16 protein-coding genes and 1 pseudogene are annotated in these 18,677 nt (G+C 57.8%); all 17 read right to left on the reverse strand.

The annotated features are described in order from the left end of the window. Positions 1-34: 34 nt before the first annotated feature. Positions 35-957 (reverse strand): annotated as a pseudogene (gene rfbB, locus Atro_RS06245) (dTDP-glucose 4,6-dehydratase); the annotation flags it as partial. 13 nt (positions 958-970) lie between these two features. Then, entirely contained in the window at positions 971-2,077 is a 1,107-nt protein-coding gene (locus Atro_RS06250) for a DUF1972 domain-containing protein (RefSeq protein ID WP_497926891.1), read from the reverse strand. A gap of 7 nt (positions 2,078-2,084) precedes the next feature. After that, the gene (locus tag Atro_RS06255; protein ID WP_497926892.1) at positions 2,085-3,023 is read right to left on the reverse strand and encodes a glycosyltransferase family protein; all 939 of its coding nucleotides are present in this window, start codon (positions 3,021-3,023) and stop codon (positions 2,085-2,087) included. A gap of 598 nt (positions 3,024-3,621) precedes the next feature. Then, a complete protein-coding gene (locus Atro_RS06260) occupies positions 3,622-4,590 on the reverse strand; it encodes an oligosaccharide repeat unit polymerase (RefSeq protein WP_497926893.1) in 969 nt (322 codons plus the stop codon). Next, positions 4,512-4,859, reverse strand: coding sequence for a hypothetical protein (locus Atro_RS06265; protein ID WP_497926894.1), 348 nt, complete (start codon positions 4,857-4,859; stop codon positions 4,512-4,514). The genes Atro_RS06260 and Atro_RS06265 overlap by 79 nt, the downstream gene beginning before the upstream one ends. Then, positions 4,856-6,124 carry a flippase gene (locus Atro_RS06270; RefSeq protein ID WP_497926895.1) on the reverse strand — a complete coding sequence of 423 codons (1,269 nt, stop codon included), beginning with the start codon at positions 6,122-6,124 and terminating at the stop codon, positions 4,856-4,858. The genes Atro_RS06265 and Atro_RS06270 overlap by 4 nt, the downstream gene beginning before the upstream one ends. A gap of 186 nt (positions 6,125-6,310) precedes the next feature. Then, positions 6,311-6,832: a transcription/translation regulatory transformer protein RfaH gene (gene rfaH, locus Atro_RS06275; RefSeq protein ID WP_238996017.1), complete on the reverse strand. Its 522-nt coding sequence runs from the start codon at positions 6,830-6,832 to the stop codon at positions 6,311-6,313. Positions 6,833-7,074: 242 nt separating this feature from the next. After that, positions 7,075-8,208 carry an MBL fold metallo-hydrolase RNA specificity domain-containing protein gene (locus tag Atro_RS06280; protein WP_497926896.1) on the reverse strand — a complete coding sequence of 378 codons (1,134 nt, stop codon included), beginning with the start codon at positions 8,206-8,208 and terminating at the stop codon, positions 7,075-7,077. A 58-nt stretch (positions 8,209-8,266) separates the two neighbouring features. Beyond that, positions 8,267-9,322, reverse strand: coding sequence for an LPS O-antigen chain length determinant protein WzzB (locus Atro_RS06285; RefSeq protein WP_497926897.1), 1,056 nt, complete (start codon positions 9,320-9,322; stop codon positions 8,267-8,269). A 221-nt stretch (positions 9,323-9,543) separates the two neighbouring features. Beyond that, the gene (locus tag Atro_RS06290) at positions 9,544-9,822 is read right to left on the reverse strand and encodes a lipopolysaccharide assembly protein LapA domain-containing protein (protein WP_497926898.1); all 279 of its coding nucleotides are present in this window, start codon (positions 9,820-9,822) and stop codon (positions 9,544-9,546) included. 169 nt (positions 9,823-9,991) lie between these two features. Further along, a complete protein-coding gene (ihfB, locus tag Atro_RS06295; RefSeq protein WP_039805172.1) occupies positions 9,992-10,270 on the reverse strand; it encodes an integration host factor subunit beta in 279 nt (92 codons plus the stop codon). Positions 10,271-10,479: 209 nt separating this feature from the next. Then, a complete protein-coding gene (rpsA, locus tag Atro_RS06300) occupies positions 10,480-12,159 on the reverse strand; it encodes a 30S ribosomal protein S1 (protein ID WP_497926899.1) in 1,680 nt (559 codons plus the stop codon). 118 nt (positions 12,160-12,277) lie between these two features. Next, a complete protein-coding gene (gene cmk, locus Atro_RS06305; protein ID WP_497926900.1) occupies positions 12,278-12,967 on the reverse strand; it encodes a (d)CMP kinase in 690 nt (229 codons plus the stop codon). After that, a complete protein-coding gene (locus tag Atro_RS06310; RefSeq protein WP_497926901.1) occupies positions 12,964-15,222 on the reverse strand; it encodes a bifunctional prephenate dehydrogenase/3-phosphoshikimate 1-carboxyvinyltransferase in 2,259 nt (752 codons plus the stop codon). Before Atro_RS06310 ends, cmk begins: the two co-directional genes overlap by 4 nt. Further along, the gene (hisC, locus tag Atro_RS06315) at positions 15,215-16,327 is read right to left on the reverse strand and encodes a histidinol-phosphate transaminase (RefSeq protein WP_497926902.1); all 1,113 of its coding nucleotides are present in this window, start codon (positions 16,325-16,327) and stop codon (positions 15,215-15,217) included. The genes Atro_RS06310 and hisC overlap by 8 nt, the downstream gene beginning before the upstream one ends. Before the next feature lie 93 nt (positions 16,328-16,420). Further along, entirely contained in the window at positions 16,421-17,518 is a 1,098-nt protein-coding gene (gene pheA, locus Atro_RS06320) for a prephenate dehydratase (RefSeq protein WP_497926903.1), read from the reverse strand. Continuing rightward, complete coding sequence (serC, locus tag Atro_RS06325; RefSeq protein ID WP_497926904.1) at positions 17,518-18,603, reverse strand: 3-phosphoserine/phosphohydroxythreonine transaminase; 1,086 nt, start codon at positions 18,601-18,603, stop codon at positions 17,518-17,520. Before serC ends, pheA begins: the two co-directional genes overlap by 1 nt. Positions 18,604-18,677 lie beyond the last annotated feature (74 nt).

Raw genomic sequence — 18,677 nt, forward strand, 5'->3', positions numbered from 1 at the left:
TTTCCTGGGGTTTCCATCCAAGCTCACGCTCGATCTTGCTCGCATCGATGGCATAACGCAGGTCGTGGCCGGGACGATCCTTGACGAAAGTGATCAGGTCGCGATAGCGCTCGACACCCTCAGGCTTGTTTGGCGCCAATTCTTCCAGCAGGTCGCAGAGAGTTTGTACCACTTCGAGATTGCGCTTCTCGTTGTGCCCGCCGATGTTGTAGGTCTCGCCTACCTTTCCCCTGATGACAACCTCGACCAGCGCCCGGGCATGGTCCTCGACGAACAGCCAGTCGCGGATCTGCGAGCCGTCGCCATACACCGGCAGCGGCTTGCCGGCCAGAGCATTGAGGATCATGTGAGGAATCAGCTTCTCGGGGAAGTGATAGGGGCCATAGTTGTTCGAACAGTTGGTGACCAGTGCCGGCAGACCGTAGGTGCGATGCCAGGCACGAACCAGATGATCGGAGCTGGCCTTCGACGCGGAGTAGGGCGAGCTGGGCGTATAGGGGTGATTTCGGTGAACAGGTCGTCCGTACCGTCCAGATCGCCATACACCTCGTCAGTGGATATATGGTGAAAACGAAAGGCGCTCTTCTCGTCTGCCGGCAAGCCATTCCAGTAGCGCCGGGCCGCTTCGAGCAGGCTATAGGTGCCGACGACATTGGTCTGGATGAACTCGGCCGGTCCGTCGATGGAGCGGTCCACATGGGACTCGGCGGCCAGATGCATCACCGCTGTTGGTTTGAACTCGGCGAACACTGTATCCAGCGCAGTTCCATCGCAGATGTCGACCCGATAAAAGCGATAGCGCGACGAGTCCGAAATCGACGCCAGTGATTCGAGGTTGCCGGCATAGGTTAGCTTGTCGAGGTTGGCAACTTCGTGGGGGGTGTTCTGGAGCAGGTGGCGTACCACAGCAGAGCCGATGAAGCCGGCACCGCCGGTGACGAGGATGCGAGAAATCATGGGAATCTCTTGATTACTTGGAGGGATACCAACGGGTTAGCAGCTCTTCGTACTCGTGCAGTACCTGAAGCCAGGTGAATCGCTCCTGGAAGCGGGCTCGACTGGCTGTCTTCATGTGCTCGACAGCGGTGTCATCGTGCAGAAGCCGATCGAACAATCCTGCGCAAGCCGGTTCATCCTTGAAATACGCTGCCCCGGAACCAGCAACCCAGCGGTTGAAATGATTGTCCTGAGCGATGACGGCACAGCCTGCGCCCAAAGCCTCAACCAGCGACGGATTGGTACCGCCGACACGATGACCATGCAGGTAAAAACGACTGAAGAAACGCAAGGCCTGGACAAGTGGAGCCTCGTAGATGGCGCCAGGGAAGAGCACCTCGTCGCTGGCAGCGTCCATGACACGAAGATGATAGGGGTTGGCTTTGGGCTTGAAATCACCAAGCACAACCAGTTTATGAGCACGAGACTTACGGCTAAAGGCATGCACCATCTCGTAAATGGAGTTTTCCGGCTCGGGGCGTGCCACGATTATAGAAAAGCCATCGGGCTTAAGCTTATAAGGGGCAAGCAAGGTGGCGTTTGCCTTCAAGACCTCAACGCCACCATAGGGAATCATGGTTATTTTGCTGTCATTGATACGGGTAGCCAAATGCTTCTTGATATTGGGATGGTCTGCTACCAGATGATTTCCCACCCAGCATCCAACACGCTCATTCAACCAGAACCAAGCCTTGGCTAGAACTCCCCACTTATCACGATGCCACTCGATGCCATCCATATTAATGATATTGGTTTGACCCTTGACTCGCTGGAGCACATTAAAAATAGCTGTATTGTAGCCAAGTGTTAGAAACAACCCCTCTTTGGAGAGAGCGTGACAGGTGGCCTTCCAGTCAAAAAGTACTGTCCCAGATGCGCCATCACGACCGATGGGTATATGAATGCGCCGGATGCCCTCCCAAGTGCTTTCGTAAATCGGCCCCGTTCCTCTCTCCTGACAGTAAACCGTGACCTGCCAGCCTTGGCCCACAAGGTACAAAGCCAATTTCTCTGCAAAAGACTCGAACCCTCCATGCTGGGCAGGCACACCACGGATACCTAGAATATTTAATTTAAGCACGACAAACCTATTTTTCCCGGAAAATCATTATAAATATGGAGCTAACCAAAAAGAACAGCAACGCCGGAAATAGAAGCAAACAACCGACTATGCCTATCAACCGCCGCCCTCGGCTCATCGAGTCGACGGAAATGGCTTCAAGAGCAGTCGCAAAGCGAGACCAGTAAAAATCAGACGCAAGATTGAGCATGGAGTGATGCATTTCAGCTATTCTCTCCGGAGTCCCACTCAGCTCATAAACTACATCAGGCAAAGAGGATAGATTCGTCACGATGCCTGCGCCACTTTTTTCCAGTCGTTCGCCCCACTCATCATCCTCGTTCTGAACGACAGGCAAACCCAATGTCAGGCAATCAAAATTACGCGTTCTCGATGCATAGTCATTTTCATATCCCTCTCCTCCCCAGACGAGCGAAATATCGAACCCAGCCCAGTATTCGAAACGCCGCCCGAACTCCACCCAGGATAAAAATATGATATTGTCCTTGACGGCCTCGTCCACAAAACCCAGCAACTCAGATTGCCGCCTTTCATCAGCCCCGAAAAATACGAGCTTTATGTTTTTGTTTTTCAAAATAGCTTTGGAAATTGCCGACAGCACCGATTCAAGATCAAACCAGCCATAAGTTCCTCCCAGCCATCCGATCAAGAAATCCTCTTCGCAGATCCGGCCCTCACTGAGGCTTGCCAGAAGAAGCCGGCCGTTTGCCTTGTCATGACCATCATGCCTTTCGCACCCAAAAGGGATCACGGAGATTCGCGAAAAATCATGCGTCAACAAAAAGGGGGCTGTTATACCTCTAAAAAGATCCAGCTGGCGCTTATTGGCAACAATGACCTTGTCGAATACCAGCCCACCCAATAGGCTTCTCGCAACATTGAAATAAGCCTTGATCAACAACTTGGGAATATTTTTCTTCGGGCTTTTTCCAACGACCTCGTCCAACTCGATCCAGTGTGGAACATAGCTATCAAGGACCAACCTCTTACCCCAAAAACCTACCAACATGGCAAAGAGAAGTATTAATGGCCCCCCCCATGCAGCACGACAACATTTGCAGAGAAAAATGCCCGCAATAAATTATACACCTTGGAAACAGGAACAAATTCGGCCCCTGCTGGAATCCCATGCTTATTACCAGTGCGTCCGCACAAAATGACTTGATGTCCCAAAGACAGCAACTCGACGGCCAATGATGCGTACCGCATTTCCGGCCCACGCAGGCTCGAGCCGTAATCTCCTTTATACAAAAGAAGAAACTTCATATTTCCTCACAAAATAATAACCAATCACACCAGAGCCTGTACAAAAAACACTCATAACCCACCATTAATCTGACCGAAAAAAGACTTGAAAACCAATTGCATGCTGAAAATCAACGCAAAAATCTAATATAGAGCCTGCAGCTCACACGAATCTTGGAGTGTAATTTTAAGATTTTCCGCAAAAGCCAAACCTCTTGACCCGCCTCGATCAAGTCATCTTCCTTCTCGGACATTAATGCTTTTTGAACAACCTCCAGCATGAGTACCAACTCAATTACTTACCCACCTTGCACCAATCCAGCAGAACAACAAACATCACTTGATGACCTCTCATCTAACGTTTCAACTCCGAGAAAAAAATTACAATAAAACAAGTAGACAAGCACATGAATAAAGGAAATAAACAAAACATATATATACATGTAAAAATAAATTAAAGTATGAAAATACAAAAGTGCATAAAGCAATATAAACCTTCTATCTTGCTTGGCCTTACTATAAGCCCACCCTAAAAGCACAGCCAAAAGAAAGACGCCAACAAACACACCTCCCACCCCAAAGTCCACATAAAAGTTCGACACAACTGTAGACGTTAGCTCCGCATAGAAATCTATCCCAAGCACCTCATTTTTAAATGTCCCGAAATCAACTTGGGCACCAGGCAGCAATGAATAGAAAGCATAAAACGTATAACGCCCCCCTTCGACAGCCTCAACCCCCGCATTAACTAACCGATCAAGGATCATATACCCATAGGTCAAAGTCATATATAGCGGATACAGCAGAAACTTTAAAAATGTCGACTCCCCAGTTAACTGTTCTTCTATCATTTCCAAATAATCGACACCATAAGAAACCTCCCTGTAAAACTTTACCAATACAAATCCTGTCAACATCAAAAAAGCAATAACAAAAAACTTAACCCCAAAGACACTCTTTCTGGAAAACAAAAAATACAAAAAGGTAACAACCATGCATAGCATTGAGTCCGATCGATTTCCCGTCAGAGCCAAGAAACCAAACCCCATCAGGCCAAAAAATATAAAAACCAGTTTCCGCCAACCAACCAGAAATGATGCAGAAACCAGAAACAAAGTCGAAACAATCCCCAAAGATATTGCAACAAGGTGTACAGCCCCACTAACCTGCAGCTTAAACCGAAGCTCTTCTACATTCCCTGAAAATAGCGGTATCGCTCCCATTGAATAAAACTCATAAAAAAGACACAAGACCCCCAAGCAAACCATGCAAATAAAAAAATATAAAGAAAGGTCAATTGCCGAACATAAACGTTGACCACCAAAGACTTACGCAGCACAAAGCCAGCTAAACAAGAGCGTAAAACAAGACAAAGCAGCAATCCTAAAGAATAGGCAAAAATAGAAAGATGTATTAACGTCTCCGTTTCCTCAGACATACCTCCAACCGTAGAAACAAAATCAATTTTGGTCAAAAGATAAGGAAAAACAAATCCCAAGAAGAAAGCAAACCACGGCCGAGCAAGCACACTATTCATTTACTGTATCTCACAAACTTCCTTCGCAAAATCTCGAGTGCCAACCAATCCATGACACACCTCCCCACCCAAACCCAAGCAACACCCTCAATACCAAAACCTTGCTCCATTACATAAAATATAAGCCCTAGATAGAAAGGAGCCTCTACAACATGCAATATTGCGGTAACCTTTGACCCACCCGCTGCTTGTATAACATTGTAAGGCACACTAGCCAAAGAATTGGCTAGCACGCCCAGCACAATAACCCAGAAAACAACATGGCTTTTTCGAGCATACTCCGCTCCTAGCCAGACATCCAAAATGGCCTCGCCGAAGAAATAGATAACGAGCAGCGCCGGAACAATCAGCGCAGCATTAAGCAAATAAGACAATCCTTGAAGCCTGGAGACCTCTGAAAAATCAGATTTGCCTAACAATGCACTGATTCTAGGAAAGAGCACCGTCCCGATGGAGGCCGGCACCAGAAGCAGTTTGGTGGCCATTTCGTATGGCGTTGTATAAAAAGAAACAACTCCTACTGAAATGAGCGAACCTATGAAAAACCTGTCGAAATAGACCATTACCGGACTGATTGCGTTGGAGAGCGTCATCCAGCCTCCAAACTTCAGCAACCTGGACATAGTGGCCTTGCAAAAGCTGCCGAGCGAGTAGGAAACCATCCTGCCTGCATATAAAAAATAATAAAGACAGAGCAGCAGCCTTGCCAAGGCGAGAGAGGTGACTGCATAGACGAAGTCACCCCAAACATGAAAGAAAATCAAAGGCCCGGCAAACATCCAGACCCCTAGAGGAATTCTCCCTATCGATACAATTTTAAATCTCTCAAACCCTTCTAGGACCCCTCTCAGACCAGTAGCCCACACCGTAAAAACAACAGCTATCCCAGTGACTTCAAGTGATGATTCCGCTATACCCTGAAGGCTCTTGTCCAACTTGAAAACATCATAACTCAGATACCCGGCAGAAAAATATACAACAACACCGGCAACAACTCCTGCAATAATTACCAGAGTCATACCAGTCGAATACAGTTTATTCAGGGCAACTTCATTCCCAGCAAAATTTGCATGAGCTATACTTTGGGTCAAAGCTCTGCCAATGCCGAAATCGAACAATGAAAAGTAGCCAACAAACACCCACAATATGGTCAGAAAGCCAAAAAGCTCATTTCCGAACTGATCTACCATCAACGGTATCGAATAAACCCCTATCGCAAGCGGTAGAAAATTGCTTGCAAAAACCCACACCATTTTCTTCTTCACTAGTTCCCCTTCAAACAGCTTGGGCTCTGCAACATCTCAACGGAAGCGGTGGAGCCTCCACCGTCTTTTCTCTTTTTCTTTAAACACGCTACCGCCCCAGGATTTACCGTCGGTTTCCTGAGAACGCGAAAGCCATGATGTAGACACGCCCGGGCACAGCATCGCTGCGCCCGGGCGTGAGGATTGTCAGTATTTGCGTATGCTTTCCAGCGGCAGGCTCAGCCGGTGTTCGCGGTGAAGCAGGCTCATCAGCAGGACGACGCGCTCTTCGCCATCCATCGCCAGGAAGATGGCATCCAGCTCCGCGAAGCTTCCCGTGGTGATGCAAACCCTGTCGCCGGGTTGCAGAACCGGTTGTGGCACCGGCTGGACACGCCGCTGCAGTTCGGCAATCAGTTCGTCGGCGATGGACAACGGCATGCCGCCAAAGCCGACCAGACGACTGACACCGCGCGTCGAGCGCAGCGGCGCCCAGTTGGCATCGGCTGCCAGCCGAATGAACAGATAGCCTGGAAACAGCGACTCGCTCTGGACCTGCAGGGTGCCACGCACCAGACGCTCTCGTCGGCACTGCGGGCGAAAGTATTCGTATCCTTGGCGGTCCAGATTTGCTTCGGCCCGTTCGTCCTGGCGAGGTTTGCACTGCACGAGATACCACGCCTTGCCCTTGCGCATGCCGGATGCGTCGTTCGCAGTGCGGATGTTCATTTCCGTGTCACCTTGCTCCTGACTTGGCCACGGCCAACGCAGGAAGCTTTTCCGATTTACTCAACGTCCCTGGTTACGCGCCAATGGACTTCGTTTGCACGTCTGGCAACACTTCCGATACCAAGCGGATCTGCCTGACGGGTTTCAGGGCAGTGCCACCGCCCAAGACCATCGCGAATGAATTCGCTCCTATGCCCCTCCTGCGATTGATTTGTCGATCGCTCTATCCTTTACCATCGCCTTCACGGGGTGATCATGTTCACCCTCTTCTGTCTTTGCTCATATCTATGCTGCAGTTCGGCAGCGAGCGCACGCTTAGCCTCGGCCTCGCCATGAACAAGACGTATCTCGTCCGGCCATTCGCGCATCCGGCTGATGAAACTTACCAGCCCCTGCCGGTCGGCATGGGCCGAATAGCCGCCCAGAGTGGTAATGCCAGCCGTGATCGCTAAGCGCTCGCCGTCCAGTTCCACATAACCGCCCCGTGGTCCATATTTCTGGATAGCATGTCCAGGCGTACCCATGGCTTGGTAGCCGACGAAGAGCACGTTGTGCCGACGATCATCGAGCATGGCCTTCAGGTAGTTGACGATGCGCCCGCTGGTGCACATGCCGCTGCCGACAATAACAATGGCCGTGCTCGCCAGATGCTCGACCGTGCGCAGATGGTCGGCATGGGTTTCCAACGTGACCAACAGCTCGAAGCCCAGCGGCCGGCGACCGGACTTTATCCGGCTGATGGCTTCCTGGTCCCAGAAAGGCTGCAGTTCGCGATAAGCCTGAGTGAAGCGGCTGGCCAGGGGGGAATCGAGGATGATGGGCAGTTGCGGCCACAGGATGCGGCGCTTGCGACCAGTGGCCTTGTAAGCCAGATCGACCTCAACATAGGCCAAGCCGAGAATGTGGCCTGCCCGCTGCAGGCGAACTTTGCAGAGCAACGCCGGGGTATCCGCTAGGGTGGACCAGTGCTTGTAGGGCAAGGTGATCAGACGCTGTCCGATCAGCGTGAGGTAGCGCTCCACCTGTCGCTGATCGCCACTCACGCCCAGCTTGAAGGCATCCTCCAAGACGATGGGCAGCAGCCTGGCCGAGGGCTCGCTGCAAAGAATCGGCCCCTTGAAACCGGCCGTCAGCAGATAGGGAATCCATCCGACATGGTCGATGTGCACGTGGGTCGCGACCAGCGTCTTGACGGTATCCAGCGGAAAGTCGATGGCCAGACTGCCCGCCCCGCCTCGCCCGTCGGCGGAGATCTCCGCCCCCTGGAACAGGCCGCAGTCGATCAGTAGGCTGTGCTGCATATCCATCAGCAACTGATGGCAGGAGCCGGTGACACCCAAGGCGGCGCCGTGATGGAGAATCTCCGGATATGGCATTGCTCGACTCTCCAGCTCAAGGTTCCCGGCCACCGGGTGCGGCAGGTGCTATCTCGCCTCAGGCGATGGAACGTTTCTTCAGCATCGCGCGCACTAGGGCGATGAACACGCCCAGCATGCCACCCAGCACCACGCCAAGCGCCAGAACCAGAAACCTCTTGGGCTTGATCGGCTTGTCCGGCGTCACGATGCTGCCGTCCTGACGAAAAACCGCAACCCTGTCCGCATCGATCTTTAAGCCAGCATAGAGGTTGTACCTTTCCTCGAGATTGCGCAGCTCACCGATGAAGGGATCGTCCGACTCGCGGGTTTCCAGGGATTGGATTTCCGCGCGCAACGCCTTGGCACCGCGCATGTACATCAGGCTGCCATCCATGATGGCGGAGAGCTGTCTTTCATCCTGACCGGACACGACCGGAGGATCCTCCAGCTTCAGGGCATCGGCCACGGCCAAGGCCTCCTTGAGCCGAACGATACGGTCCTCCCGGCGGTTGCGGGCGGCTTCGCGCAGAGTGCTGATTTGCTGCTGAACGGTTCGCCCCCGTACGAGAATCTCACTGCGGGCATTTTCCAGCATCTGCGTCAGGGACTCCCGGGCTACCCGATCCAGGTACAGCCTGGCCCACTCGGCGGCCTGCGCCGGATCTTTGCGCTCGACGGAAAGCTCGTAGCGATCAGGTTGATCCTTGTCCTTGCCCGGCGTCTTGATGATCAGATCTTCGGAAAAGCGTTCGTACAGATCGTCCAGTTCGTCGTCGCGGTCATCTTCGTCCAAGGCAGGCAAATAAACGTCATTAAAGAAGCTGCGACGCGCCTCATCGGACTGCAGGTTACGGGTGAATACCGCATAAACGCCTGCAGTAGTGAGCGGCTCGAGGCCGATCTCGGCGTTGCGCACGAAGTTGAGCGGTGCAATATCGCTGAGCAAGGGCGGGTATGTGCCCACCGTGGCCTGATAGACAGGCTTGGTCAGAAACGCGTAAGCGGCCGCACAGGCGGTCACCAGAACAGTTACTAGGACAATCAGCCATTTCTGGCTCCATATTGCCTGAAAAAGTTCGATCAGGTCGATCTCGTCGCTCCGCGGAGCGCGACGTACGAGGGGCTCATCCATTCGAGCAGGTCCATCGATAATGATGACATAAGAAAGCTGCGGGCAATTCGCATATCCATGCCAGACAACAAAGTCGAAGGCGCGAATTGTGCCGAGCTGAAGGTAGATTGCAAGCCTTGACAGGGGGTAGCGGCGATCAGCCGGAAAACCTAGAACGCAAATACCGGAACGGCATCACAAATCCTGCCATCCCCTGAAGGGCGGAAATAATGCTGCCCCAACTACTCCGCAGCGGGCTGCGCCGTCAATCGGGCCAATTCCTTCTGACACTCCACCAATTGGCGCTGACGGGAAGCCAGCTGCATCCTCAGGCGACCGTAGAACATCATTCCCAGCAGCGGCGAGGCCAGCAGGCCCAGCAGCAGGGCAGCGGAAACGAAGACGGCCATCGGCAGTTGCGGCGTAGTCCAGCCAAAGAGCACCAGTGTTGCGACCTGGCGATTTTCCAGCACGAACACCAGCGTGGCGGCGGCTACCAGCAGCAGGATCAGTCCCAGCAAGATTCGTTTGAAGTGGCGCATTAAGCAATTCTCTCGTGATGACTACACTTTCGTTCGCTCTATCCGGACGGGCCATTGCAAAGGGGCAATACAAGGTCCACCGTGCGGACGAGCCAGCTCCGGAGACGCTCAGTGTACCGTCCCGGTGTTCAGGCAGGACATAGTCATTTCAATCATTGACGCGATCGCGCAGTTCCTTGCCGGGCTTGAAATGCGGCACGAACTTGCCATCGAGGCGAACGGTCTGCCCGGTTTTCGGATTGCGTCCGACACGCGGCGCTCGGTAGTGCAGCGAGAAGCTGCCGAAACCGCGAATTTCGATACGATCGCCGGTGGCCAGAGCTTGCGACATCTGCTCCAGCATGGTCTTGATGGCCAACTCCACATCCTTTGCAGAAAGCTGGCCCTGCTGGGTGACGATGCGCTCGATCAACTCCGACTTGGTCATGGTTTTCCCTTCGTTTTCAAGCGGCTAGATCAAAATAGGTTGCTTGGGTTTTAGCATGCTGAACAGAGTTTGAACAGCCCGAAGCACGGCCAGGCAGCGACAAGCACACAGAAAGCACAGCGTTTCCTTCAGATGAACGTATAAGGAAAACTCGAAAACAAAAAAGGGCGACCGAAGTCGCCCTTTTCCATTCAACGCATCGCCAGAACTCAGCTCTGGTTGCCCATCTGAGCGCGGATCAGGTCGCCGATAGTGGTGGGACCGGGCGCCTCGGTTTCCTGCTTGCGCAGTTCCTTGATGGCATCCTTCTCGTCGTCCACATCCTTGGCCTTGATCGACAGGCTGATGACGCGACTCTTGCGGTCGATGCTGATGATCTTGGCTTCGACTTCGTCGCCTTCCTTCAGCACGTTGCGGGCGTCTTCAACGCGGTCACGGCTGACTTCGGAAGCCTTCAGCACGGCTTCGATGTCATTACCCAGGTCGATGACTGCACCCTTGGCGTCGACTTCCTTCACGGTGCCGCGCACGATGCTGCCCTTCTCGTTGAGGGAGGCATAGTTGGAGAACGGATCGTCCGCCAGCTGCTTGATGCCCAGGGAGATGCGCTCGCGCTCCGGATCGACGGAGAGGATGACGGTTTCCAGCTCATCGCCCTTCTTGAAGCGGCGCACGGCTTCCTCGCCCTGCTCGTTCCAGGAGATGTCGGACAGGTGGACCAGACCGTCGATGCCGCCTTCCAGACCAATGAAGATACCGAAATCGGTGATCGACTTGATGGTGCCGGAGATGCGGTCGCCCTTGTTGTAGTGGCTGGAGAAATCTTCCCAAGGATTGGACTTGCACTGCTTGATGCCCAGGGAGATGCGGCGACGTTCCTCGTCGATGTCCAGCACCATGACTTCCACTTCATCGCCGACCTGAACGACCTTCGACGGGTGGATGTTCTTGTTGGTCCAGTCCATCTCGGAAACGTGCACCAGGCCTTCCACACCCTCTTCCAGCTCGGCAAAGCAGCCGTAGTCGGTGAGGTTGGTGACGCGGGCCATGACGCGGGTGCCTTCCGGATAACGGGCCTTGATGGCGACCCACGGATCCTCGCCCAGCTGCTTCAGACCCAGGGAGACGCGGTTGCGCTCGCGGTCGAACTTGAGCACCTTGACTTCGATCTCGTCGCCGACGTTGACGATCTCGGACGGATGCTTGATGCGCTTCCAGGCCATATCGGTGATGTGCAACAGACCGTCCACACCACCCAGGTCGACGAACGCGCCGTAGTCGGTGAGGTTCTTGACGATACCCTTGACCTGCTGGCCTTCCTGCAGGGATTCCAGCAGGGCTTCGCGCTCGGCGCTGTTCTCGGCTTCCAGGACGCTGCGACGGGAAACGACAACGTTGTTGCGCTTCTGGTCGAGCTTGATGACCTTGAACTCGAGCTCTTTGCCTTCCAGGTGGGTGGTGTCGCGCACCGGACGCACGTCGACCAGGGAACCCGGCAGGAACGCACGGATGCCGTTGATATCGACGGTGAAGCCGCCCTTGACCTTGCCGTTGATGACGCCTTTGACAACTTCTTCTGCCGCGAAAGCCGCTTCCAGAACAATCCAGCACTCGGCGCGCTTGGCTTTTTCGCGGGACAGCTTGGTTTCACCGAAGCCGTCTTCCACTGCGTCCAGCGCGACGTGGACCTCGTCACCCACCTTGATGGTCAGCTCGCCCTGCTCGTTGTAGAACTGTTCGACCGGGATGACGCCCTCGGACTTCAGGCCGGCATGCACGGTAACCCAGTCACCGTCGATGTCGACCACGATGCCGGTGATGATGGCACCGGGTTGCATGTCGAGGGATTTCAGGCTTTCTTCAAAAAGTTCTGCAAAGCTTTCGCTCATGTTGATTCCTGTCGATTGAGGCGGAGAGCCGCCCATCTCCACATTCCAGACAATGTGGGTTCGTTTCTTTAAAAAAGAGGCCGCAGTACAAGGCCTGGTTTTCTGCGGCCCTTCTATATCATCCGGCGAGATCACGCGCGGCGATTTCACCCATGATGCACTCCACCACCTGCTCGATCGAGAGTTCGGTGGAGTCCAGACAGATCGCGTCCGGTGCAGCCTTGAGCGGAGCAACGCTGCGCTTGCTGTCGCGCTCGTCACGCTTGCTGATCTCGCCCAGTAGACTGGACAGATTAGCATCGACCCCACTGTCCTTCAACTGCTGGTAGCGGCGGCGCGCCCGCTCCTCGGGGCGGGCGGTGAGGAAGACCTTCAGCGGGGCGTCCGGGAAGACCACCGTCCCCATGTCCCGACCGTCGGCCACCAAGCCCGGCGGCTCAAGGAAAGCGTGCTGACGCTGCAACAGCGCCTCGCGCACGGCCGGCAGCGAGGCGACCTGGGACGCCCCGGCGCCGACTTGCTCGTTGCGGATGGCGTCGGTGACATCCTCGCCCTCGAGGACGATCTGCTGCGGCCGCTGCTCGGTGGAAGTGACGAACTGCACGTCCAGATGGGCGGCCAGCACCTTGAGCGCTTCCTCATTGGTCAGGTCCACGCCATGGTTGCGCGCGGCAAAGGCGAGCAGACGGTACAGCGCTCCCGAGTCGAGCAGGTTCCAGCCGAGCCTCTTGGCCAACAGGCCGGCCACGGTCCCTTTGCCGGAGCCGCTGGGACCGTCGATGGTGATCACGACCGGGCGAGCGCTCATGACTCATTCTCCTCGTCCACGCGAATACCGACATGCTTGGCCAGGGCGACGAAGTTGGGGAAGGAGGTGGCCACATTGGAACAGTCGTGGATACGAATCGGCGCGCCGGCACGCAGCGAAGCGATGCTGAAGGACATGGCGATGCGGTGGTCACCGTGGCTGTACACCTCGCCCCCGCCGATCTGGCCGCCCTCGATGACGATGCCGTCCGGAGTCGGCTCGGCCTTGACGCCGAGCGCCTGCAAGCCGTCGGCCATCACCTGGATGCGATCGGACTCCTTGACCCGCAGCTCCTCGGCGCCACGCAGTACGGTACGGCCCTCGGCACAAGCAGCGGCGACGAACAGCACGGGGAACTCGTCGATCGCCAGCGGCACCAGGTCCAGGGGAATCTCGATGCCCTTGAGGCGAGCGGAACGCACGCGGATGTCGGCGACCGGCTCGCCGCCCACTTCGCGCTGGTTCTCCAGAGCGATGTCAGCGCCCATCAGCTTGAGGATCTCAATCGCGCCGGTGCGGGTCGGGTTAATGCCGACGTGCTCGAGCAGCAATTCGGAGTCTTCGGCGATGGTCGCGGCCACCAGGAAGAAGGTCGCCGAAGAAATGTCCGCCGGAACCTCGATCTGGGTCGCCTTCAGCTTGTGGCCGGACGCGACGGTGACCTTGCTGCCCTCGACCTTCACCGGATAACCGAAGCCGCGCAGCATGCGCTCGGTATGGTCGCGGGTCGGTGCCGGCTCGCTGACCGAGGTCTCGCCGCCGGCATAGAGGCCGGCGAGCAGCAGGCAGGACTTCACCTGGGCACTGGCCATCGGCATCTGGTAATGCATGCCGGTAAGTTTGCGCCCGCCCTTGATGGCCAGCGGCGGACGGCCTTCCGGCCCGGTTTCGATCTGCGCCCCCATCTCGCGCAGGGGCTTGGCCACACGGTTCATCGGCCGCTTGGAGAGCGAGGCATCGCCGGTCAGCACGGTGTCGAACGGCTGAGCGGCGAGCAGACCCGACAGCAGACGCATCGAGGTGCCCGAGTTGCCCAGGTACAGCGGCCCGGGCGGCGCCTTCAGACCGTGTAGGCCGACCCCATGGATGGTCACCCGTCCATGGTGCGGCCCCTCGATGACCACGCCCATGTCGCGGAACGCCTGGAGGGTGGCAAGGGCGTCCTCGCCCTCGAGAAAGCCTTCCACTTCGGTCGTGCCCTCGGCCAGCGAGCCGAGCATGATCGAGCGGTGGGAGATGGATTTGTCGCCGGGAACACGGATGTGTCCGCGGGCATGACCGCCCGGCAGGGCCAGGTAGATCAAGTCGTTATCGTGCATGGCATCCACATAGGCCCGGCGGGCCAGTATCTTGCTGAAATGCTCACGGGCGACGCGGGCGCGGGTGAACACGCCCAGCAATTGATGCCCGTCCCCTGCATCGACCGCGGCGCGCAGGGCGTCGAGGTCGCTGCGAAAGACATCGAGGGTGCGCAGCACCGCCTCGCGGTTGGCGAGGAAGATGTCGTGCCACATCACCGGATCGCTGCCGGCAATCCGCGTGAAATCGCGAAAACCGCCGGCAGCGTAGCGAAAGATCTCCAGGTTTTCGCTGCGCTTGGCCAGCGAGTCCACCAGACCGAAGGCCAGCAGGTGCGGCAGATGGCTGGTAGCGGCCAGCACCTCATCGTGACGCTCGACGGCCATATGCTCGACCACCGCACCGAGTCCCCGCCAGAGGCTGTCGACCAGCGTCAGCGCCTCGGGCTCGCTTTCCTGCACCGGTGTCAGGATGACCTTATGGTGGCGGAACAGTTCGCTGTCGGCCGCCTCGACGCCGCTGCGCTCGGAGCCGGCGATCGGATGGCCAGGCACGAAGCACAACGGCCGGCCGGCGAAGGCCTGGCGTGCCGCCTGCAACACATGCCCCTTGGCGCTGCCGACGTCGGTAATGATGGCGTTGCCCAGATCGAGCCCGGAGAGCACGCCGAGCAGTTTCTCCATGGCCAGAATGGGCACAGCCAGCTGGATCACTTGCGCATCTCGGCAGGCGGCAGCCAAATCCTCCTCGCAGCGATCGACGACACCCTGCTCGACGGCCAGCCGGCGGGTTTGCGGGTCGAGATCCACCCCGACCACTTCGCGGCACAGACCGCGCTCGCGGATGCCCTTGGCGAAGGAGCCGCCGATCAGTCCCAGGCCCACTACGACCAGACGGCCAATCCTGGGCTCCTCCCGTTGCACTGCGGTGACAGGCGTGAACGCATGCTCAGACACTGGCGAGAACCCTCTTCAGCGCCGTCAGGAAGCGGGCGTTCTCTTCTGGCAGCCCGATGGAAACCCGCAGGAAGGTCGGCATGCCGTAGCCAGCCACCGGCCGCACGATCACGCCCTCGCGCAGCAGCGCCGCGTTGATCGGCGCGGCATCGCGACCGAAGTCGACGGCGACGAAGTTGCCCTTGCTGGGAATCCAGGACAGGCCGAGCTCGCCCAGCCCCGCCTCCAACTGGGCCATGCCCGCATCGTTGATGCGCCGGCCCTCAGCCAGGTAGTCGGCGTCCTCCAGCGCGGCGCAAGCAGCAGCCAGGGCCAGGCTGTTGACGTTGAACGGCTGGCGCACGCGGTTCAGCACGGCTGCCACCTCCGGCGTGGACACGGCATAGCCGACGCGCAGAGCGGCCAGGCCATAGGCCTTGGAGAAGGTGCGCGAAACCAGCAGGTTCGGGTAGCGGGCCAGGTAGCGGAGTCCGTCGGGCAGAGCGTCGCCCGAAGCGTATTCGATGTAGGCCTCGTCGAGGACCACCAGCACGCGCTCCGGTACCCGGGCGAGGAAGCGCTCCAGGGCGGCCGGGCCGAACCAGGTGCCGGTCGGATTGTTCGGGTTGGCGAGGAACACCACATGGGTGTCGGCATCGATGGCGGCAAGCATGGCCTCCAGATCATGGCCGTAGTCCTTCGCCGGCACCACCCGCCCCTCGGCGCCCACCGCCTGGGTGGCGATCGGGTAGACGGCGAAAGCATGCTCGCTGAATACCGCATTGCGCCCCGGCGCCAGCCAGGCACGAGCGATCAGATCGAGGATGTCGTTGGAGCCATTGCCTAGGGTGATCTGCGCCGGCGCCACGCCACAGCGCTCGGCCAGTCTGGCCTTGAGCACATAGCCGCTGCCGTCGGGATAGCGGGTCAACTCCGCCAGCTCGGCACGGATCGCCTCCAGCACCCTCGGGCTTGGGCCGAGCGGGTTCTCGTTGCTGGCCAGCTTGACGATGCCGGCCGGGTCGAGCTTCAGCTCGCGCGCCAACTCGTCCACCGGCTTGCCCGGCACATAGGGAGACAGCTTCTGCACGCCCGGCACGGCCAGGGCGAGGAAATCACAGGTCATGAATCAAGCCTCAAGCGTGAAGCCACAAGCCACGGGGCAGGCCGGACAGCGCTGCGCTGGCGGCCTGCCTGCGCTCGCATGCAGCTGCCGCAATCACAGTACTGCCTTGGGATAGGAGCCAAGCACCTTGAGTGCTACGGCCTCCTGGCTGAGCCGCTCCAGCACGCTCTTGACCAGCGGGTCGTGGCGGTGGCCGACGAAGTCGATGAAGAACACATAGGTCCATTTGCCGCTGCGCGACGGACGGGTTTCGATGCGGGTCAGGTCGATGCCATTCTCGTGGAAGGGCACCAGAAGCTCGTGCAGAGCCCCGGGCTTGTTGCTCATCGAGACGATGATCGAGGTCTTGTCGTCGCCGGTCGGCGGTACTTCCTGATTGCCGATGATCAGAAAGCGCGTGGAGTTGTCCGGGCGGTCCTCGATCTTCTCGGCAAGCCTGGTCAGGCCGTAGAGCTGAGCCGCCATGTCGCCGGCGATGGCCGCCGAATTCCACTCGCCCTTCACCCGTCGGGCGGCGTCGGCATTGCTGGCCACTGCCACGCGCTCGACGTTCGGGTAGTGCGCATCCAGCCACTTGCGGCACTGGGCCAGCGATTGGGCATGGGAGTAGATACGGGTGATGCCGTCGGTGCGGGTGTTCTCGCCGACCAGCAGATGATGGTGGATACGCAGCTCCACCTCGCCGCAGATCACCAGATCGTGTTCGAGGAAGCTGTCCAGGGTATGGTTGACCGCGCCCTCGGTGGAGTTCTCCACCGGCACCACGCCGAAGTTGACCGCCCCGGCAACCACCTCGCGGAACACCTCGTCGATCGCCGCCATCGGCGTGCTGATCACGGCATGGCCGAAGTGCTTGAGTGCGGCGGCCTGGGTGAAAGTGCCTTCCGGGCCGAGGTAGGCGACCTTCAGCGGGTGCTCCAGGGCCAGACAGGAGGACATGATCTCGCGGAACAGCCGGGCGACCTCCTCGTTGCCCAAGGGCCCCTTGTTGATCTCCATGATGTGCCTGAGCACCCAGGCTTCGCGTTCGGGCCGGTAGAACACCGGCGTCTCGCCGGGCTTGAGCGTCGCCATCTTCACCCGCGCCACTTCTTCGGCACAACGCGCACGCTCGCTGATCAGCTCGAGGATGCTCTCGTCGAGGCTATCGATGCGTACGCGCAGGGCCTTGAGCTGATCCTGGTCGCTCATCAGCCATGCTCCTTCTCGAACTCGGCCATATAGCTCACCAAGGCCTCGACCGCGTCCAGGCCGACCGCGTTGTAGATCGAGGCGCGCATGCCGCCGACCGAGCGGTGCCCCTTGAGGTTGAGCAGGCCGCGTGCTTCGGCGCCGACGAGGAAGGCTTTGTCCAGCTTCTCGTCGGCCAGGCGGAACGGCACGTTCATCCAAGAGCGGGCATTCGTGGAAATCGGGTTGGTGTAGAAGGCGCTGCTGTCGATGAAGCCGTAGAGCAGATCCTTCTTAGCGCGGTTGCGCTGCGCCATGGCCTCGACGCCGCCCTGCTCCTTCAGCCACTCGAAGACCAGCCCGGACAGATACCAAGAGAAGGTCGCCGGAGTGTTGTACATGGAGCCGTTATCGGCGGCGATCTTGTAGTCGAGCATGGTCGGGCAGGCGCTACGGGCGCGGCCGAGCAGGTCCTCGCGGACGATCACCACCACCAGGCCGCTTGGGCCGATGTTCTTCTGCGCACCGGCATAGATCAGGCCAAACTGCGACACGTCGATCGGACGGGACAGAATGTCCGAGGACATATCCACCACCAGCGGCACGTCGCCAAGCTCCGGCACCCAGTCGAACTGCAGGCCGCCGATGGTTTCGTTGCTGGCATAGTGCAGGTAGGCAGCGCTCTTCGACAGCCGCCACTCGTTCTGCCCGGGGATGGCGAAGTAGTCGTAGGCCTCGGCGCTGGCGGCGACGTTGACGGTGCCGAAGCGGCGCGCCTCCTCCATGGCCTTGCGCGACCAGATGCCGGTGTCGATATAGTCGGCGACGCCGCCTTCGGGCAGCAGATTCAGCGGAATCTCGGCGAACTGCTGGCTGGCCCCGCCCTGCAGGAACAGCACCTTGTAGTTCGAGGGGATCGCCAGCAGATCGCGCAAGTCCTGCTCGGCCTTCTCGGCGATAGCCACGTACTCGTCGCTGCGATGGCTCATCTCCATCACCGACAGGCCCTTGCCGTGCCAGTCGAGGAGTTCGGCCTGGGCGCGAAGCAGGACAGCTTCGGGAAGCGCGGCCGGGCCGGCGCAGAAGTTATAGGCGCGTTTGCTCACGTCGTTTCTCTCACTCTGTTCTTCGATCGTTTCCGCGCGCTGCGGAAACGCAGCCTTGACGCCCGCGGGAGGCG

This window comes from Azotobacter tropicalis (assembly GCF_059739045.1).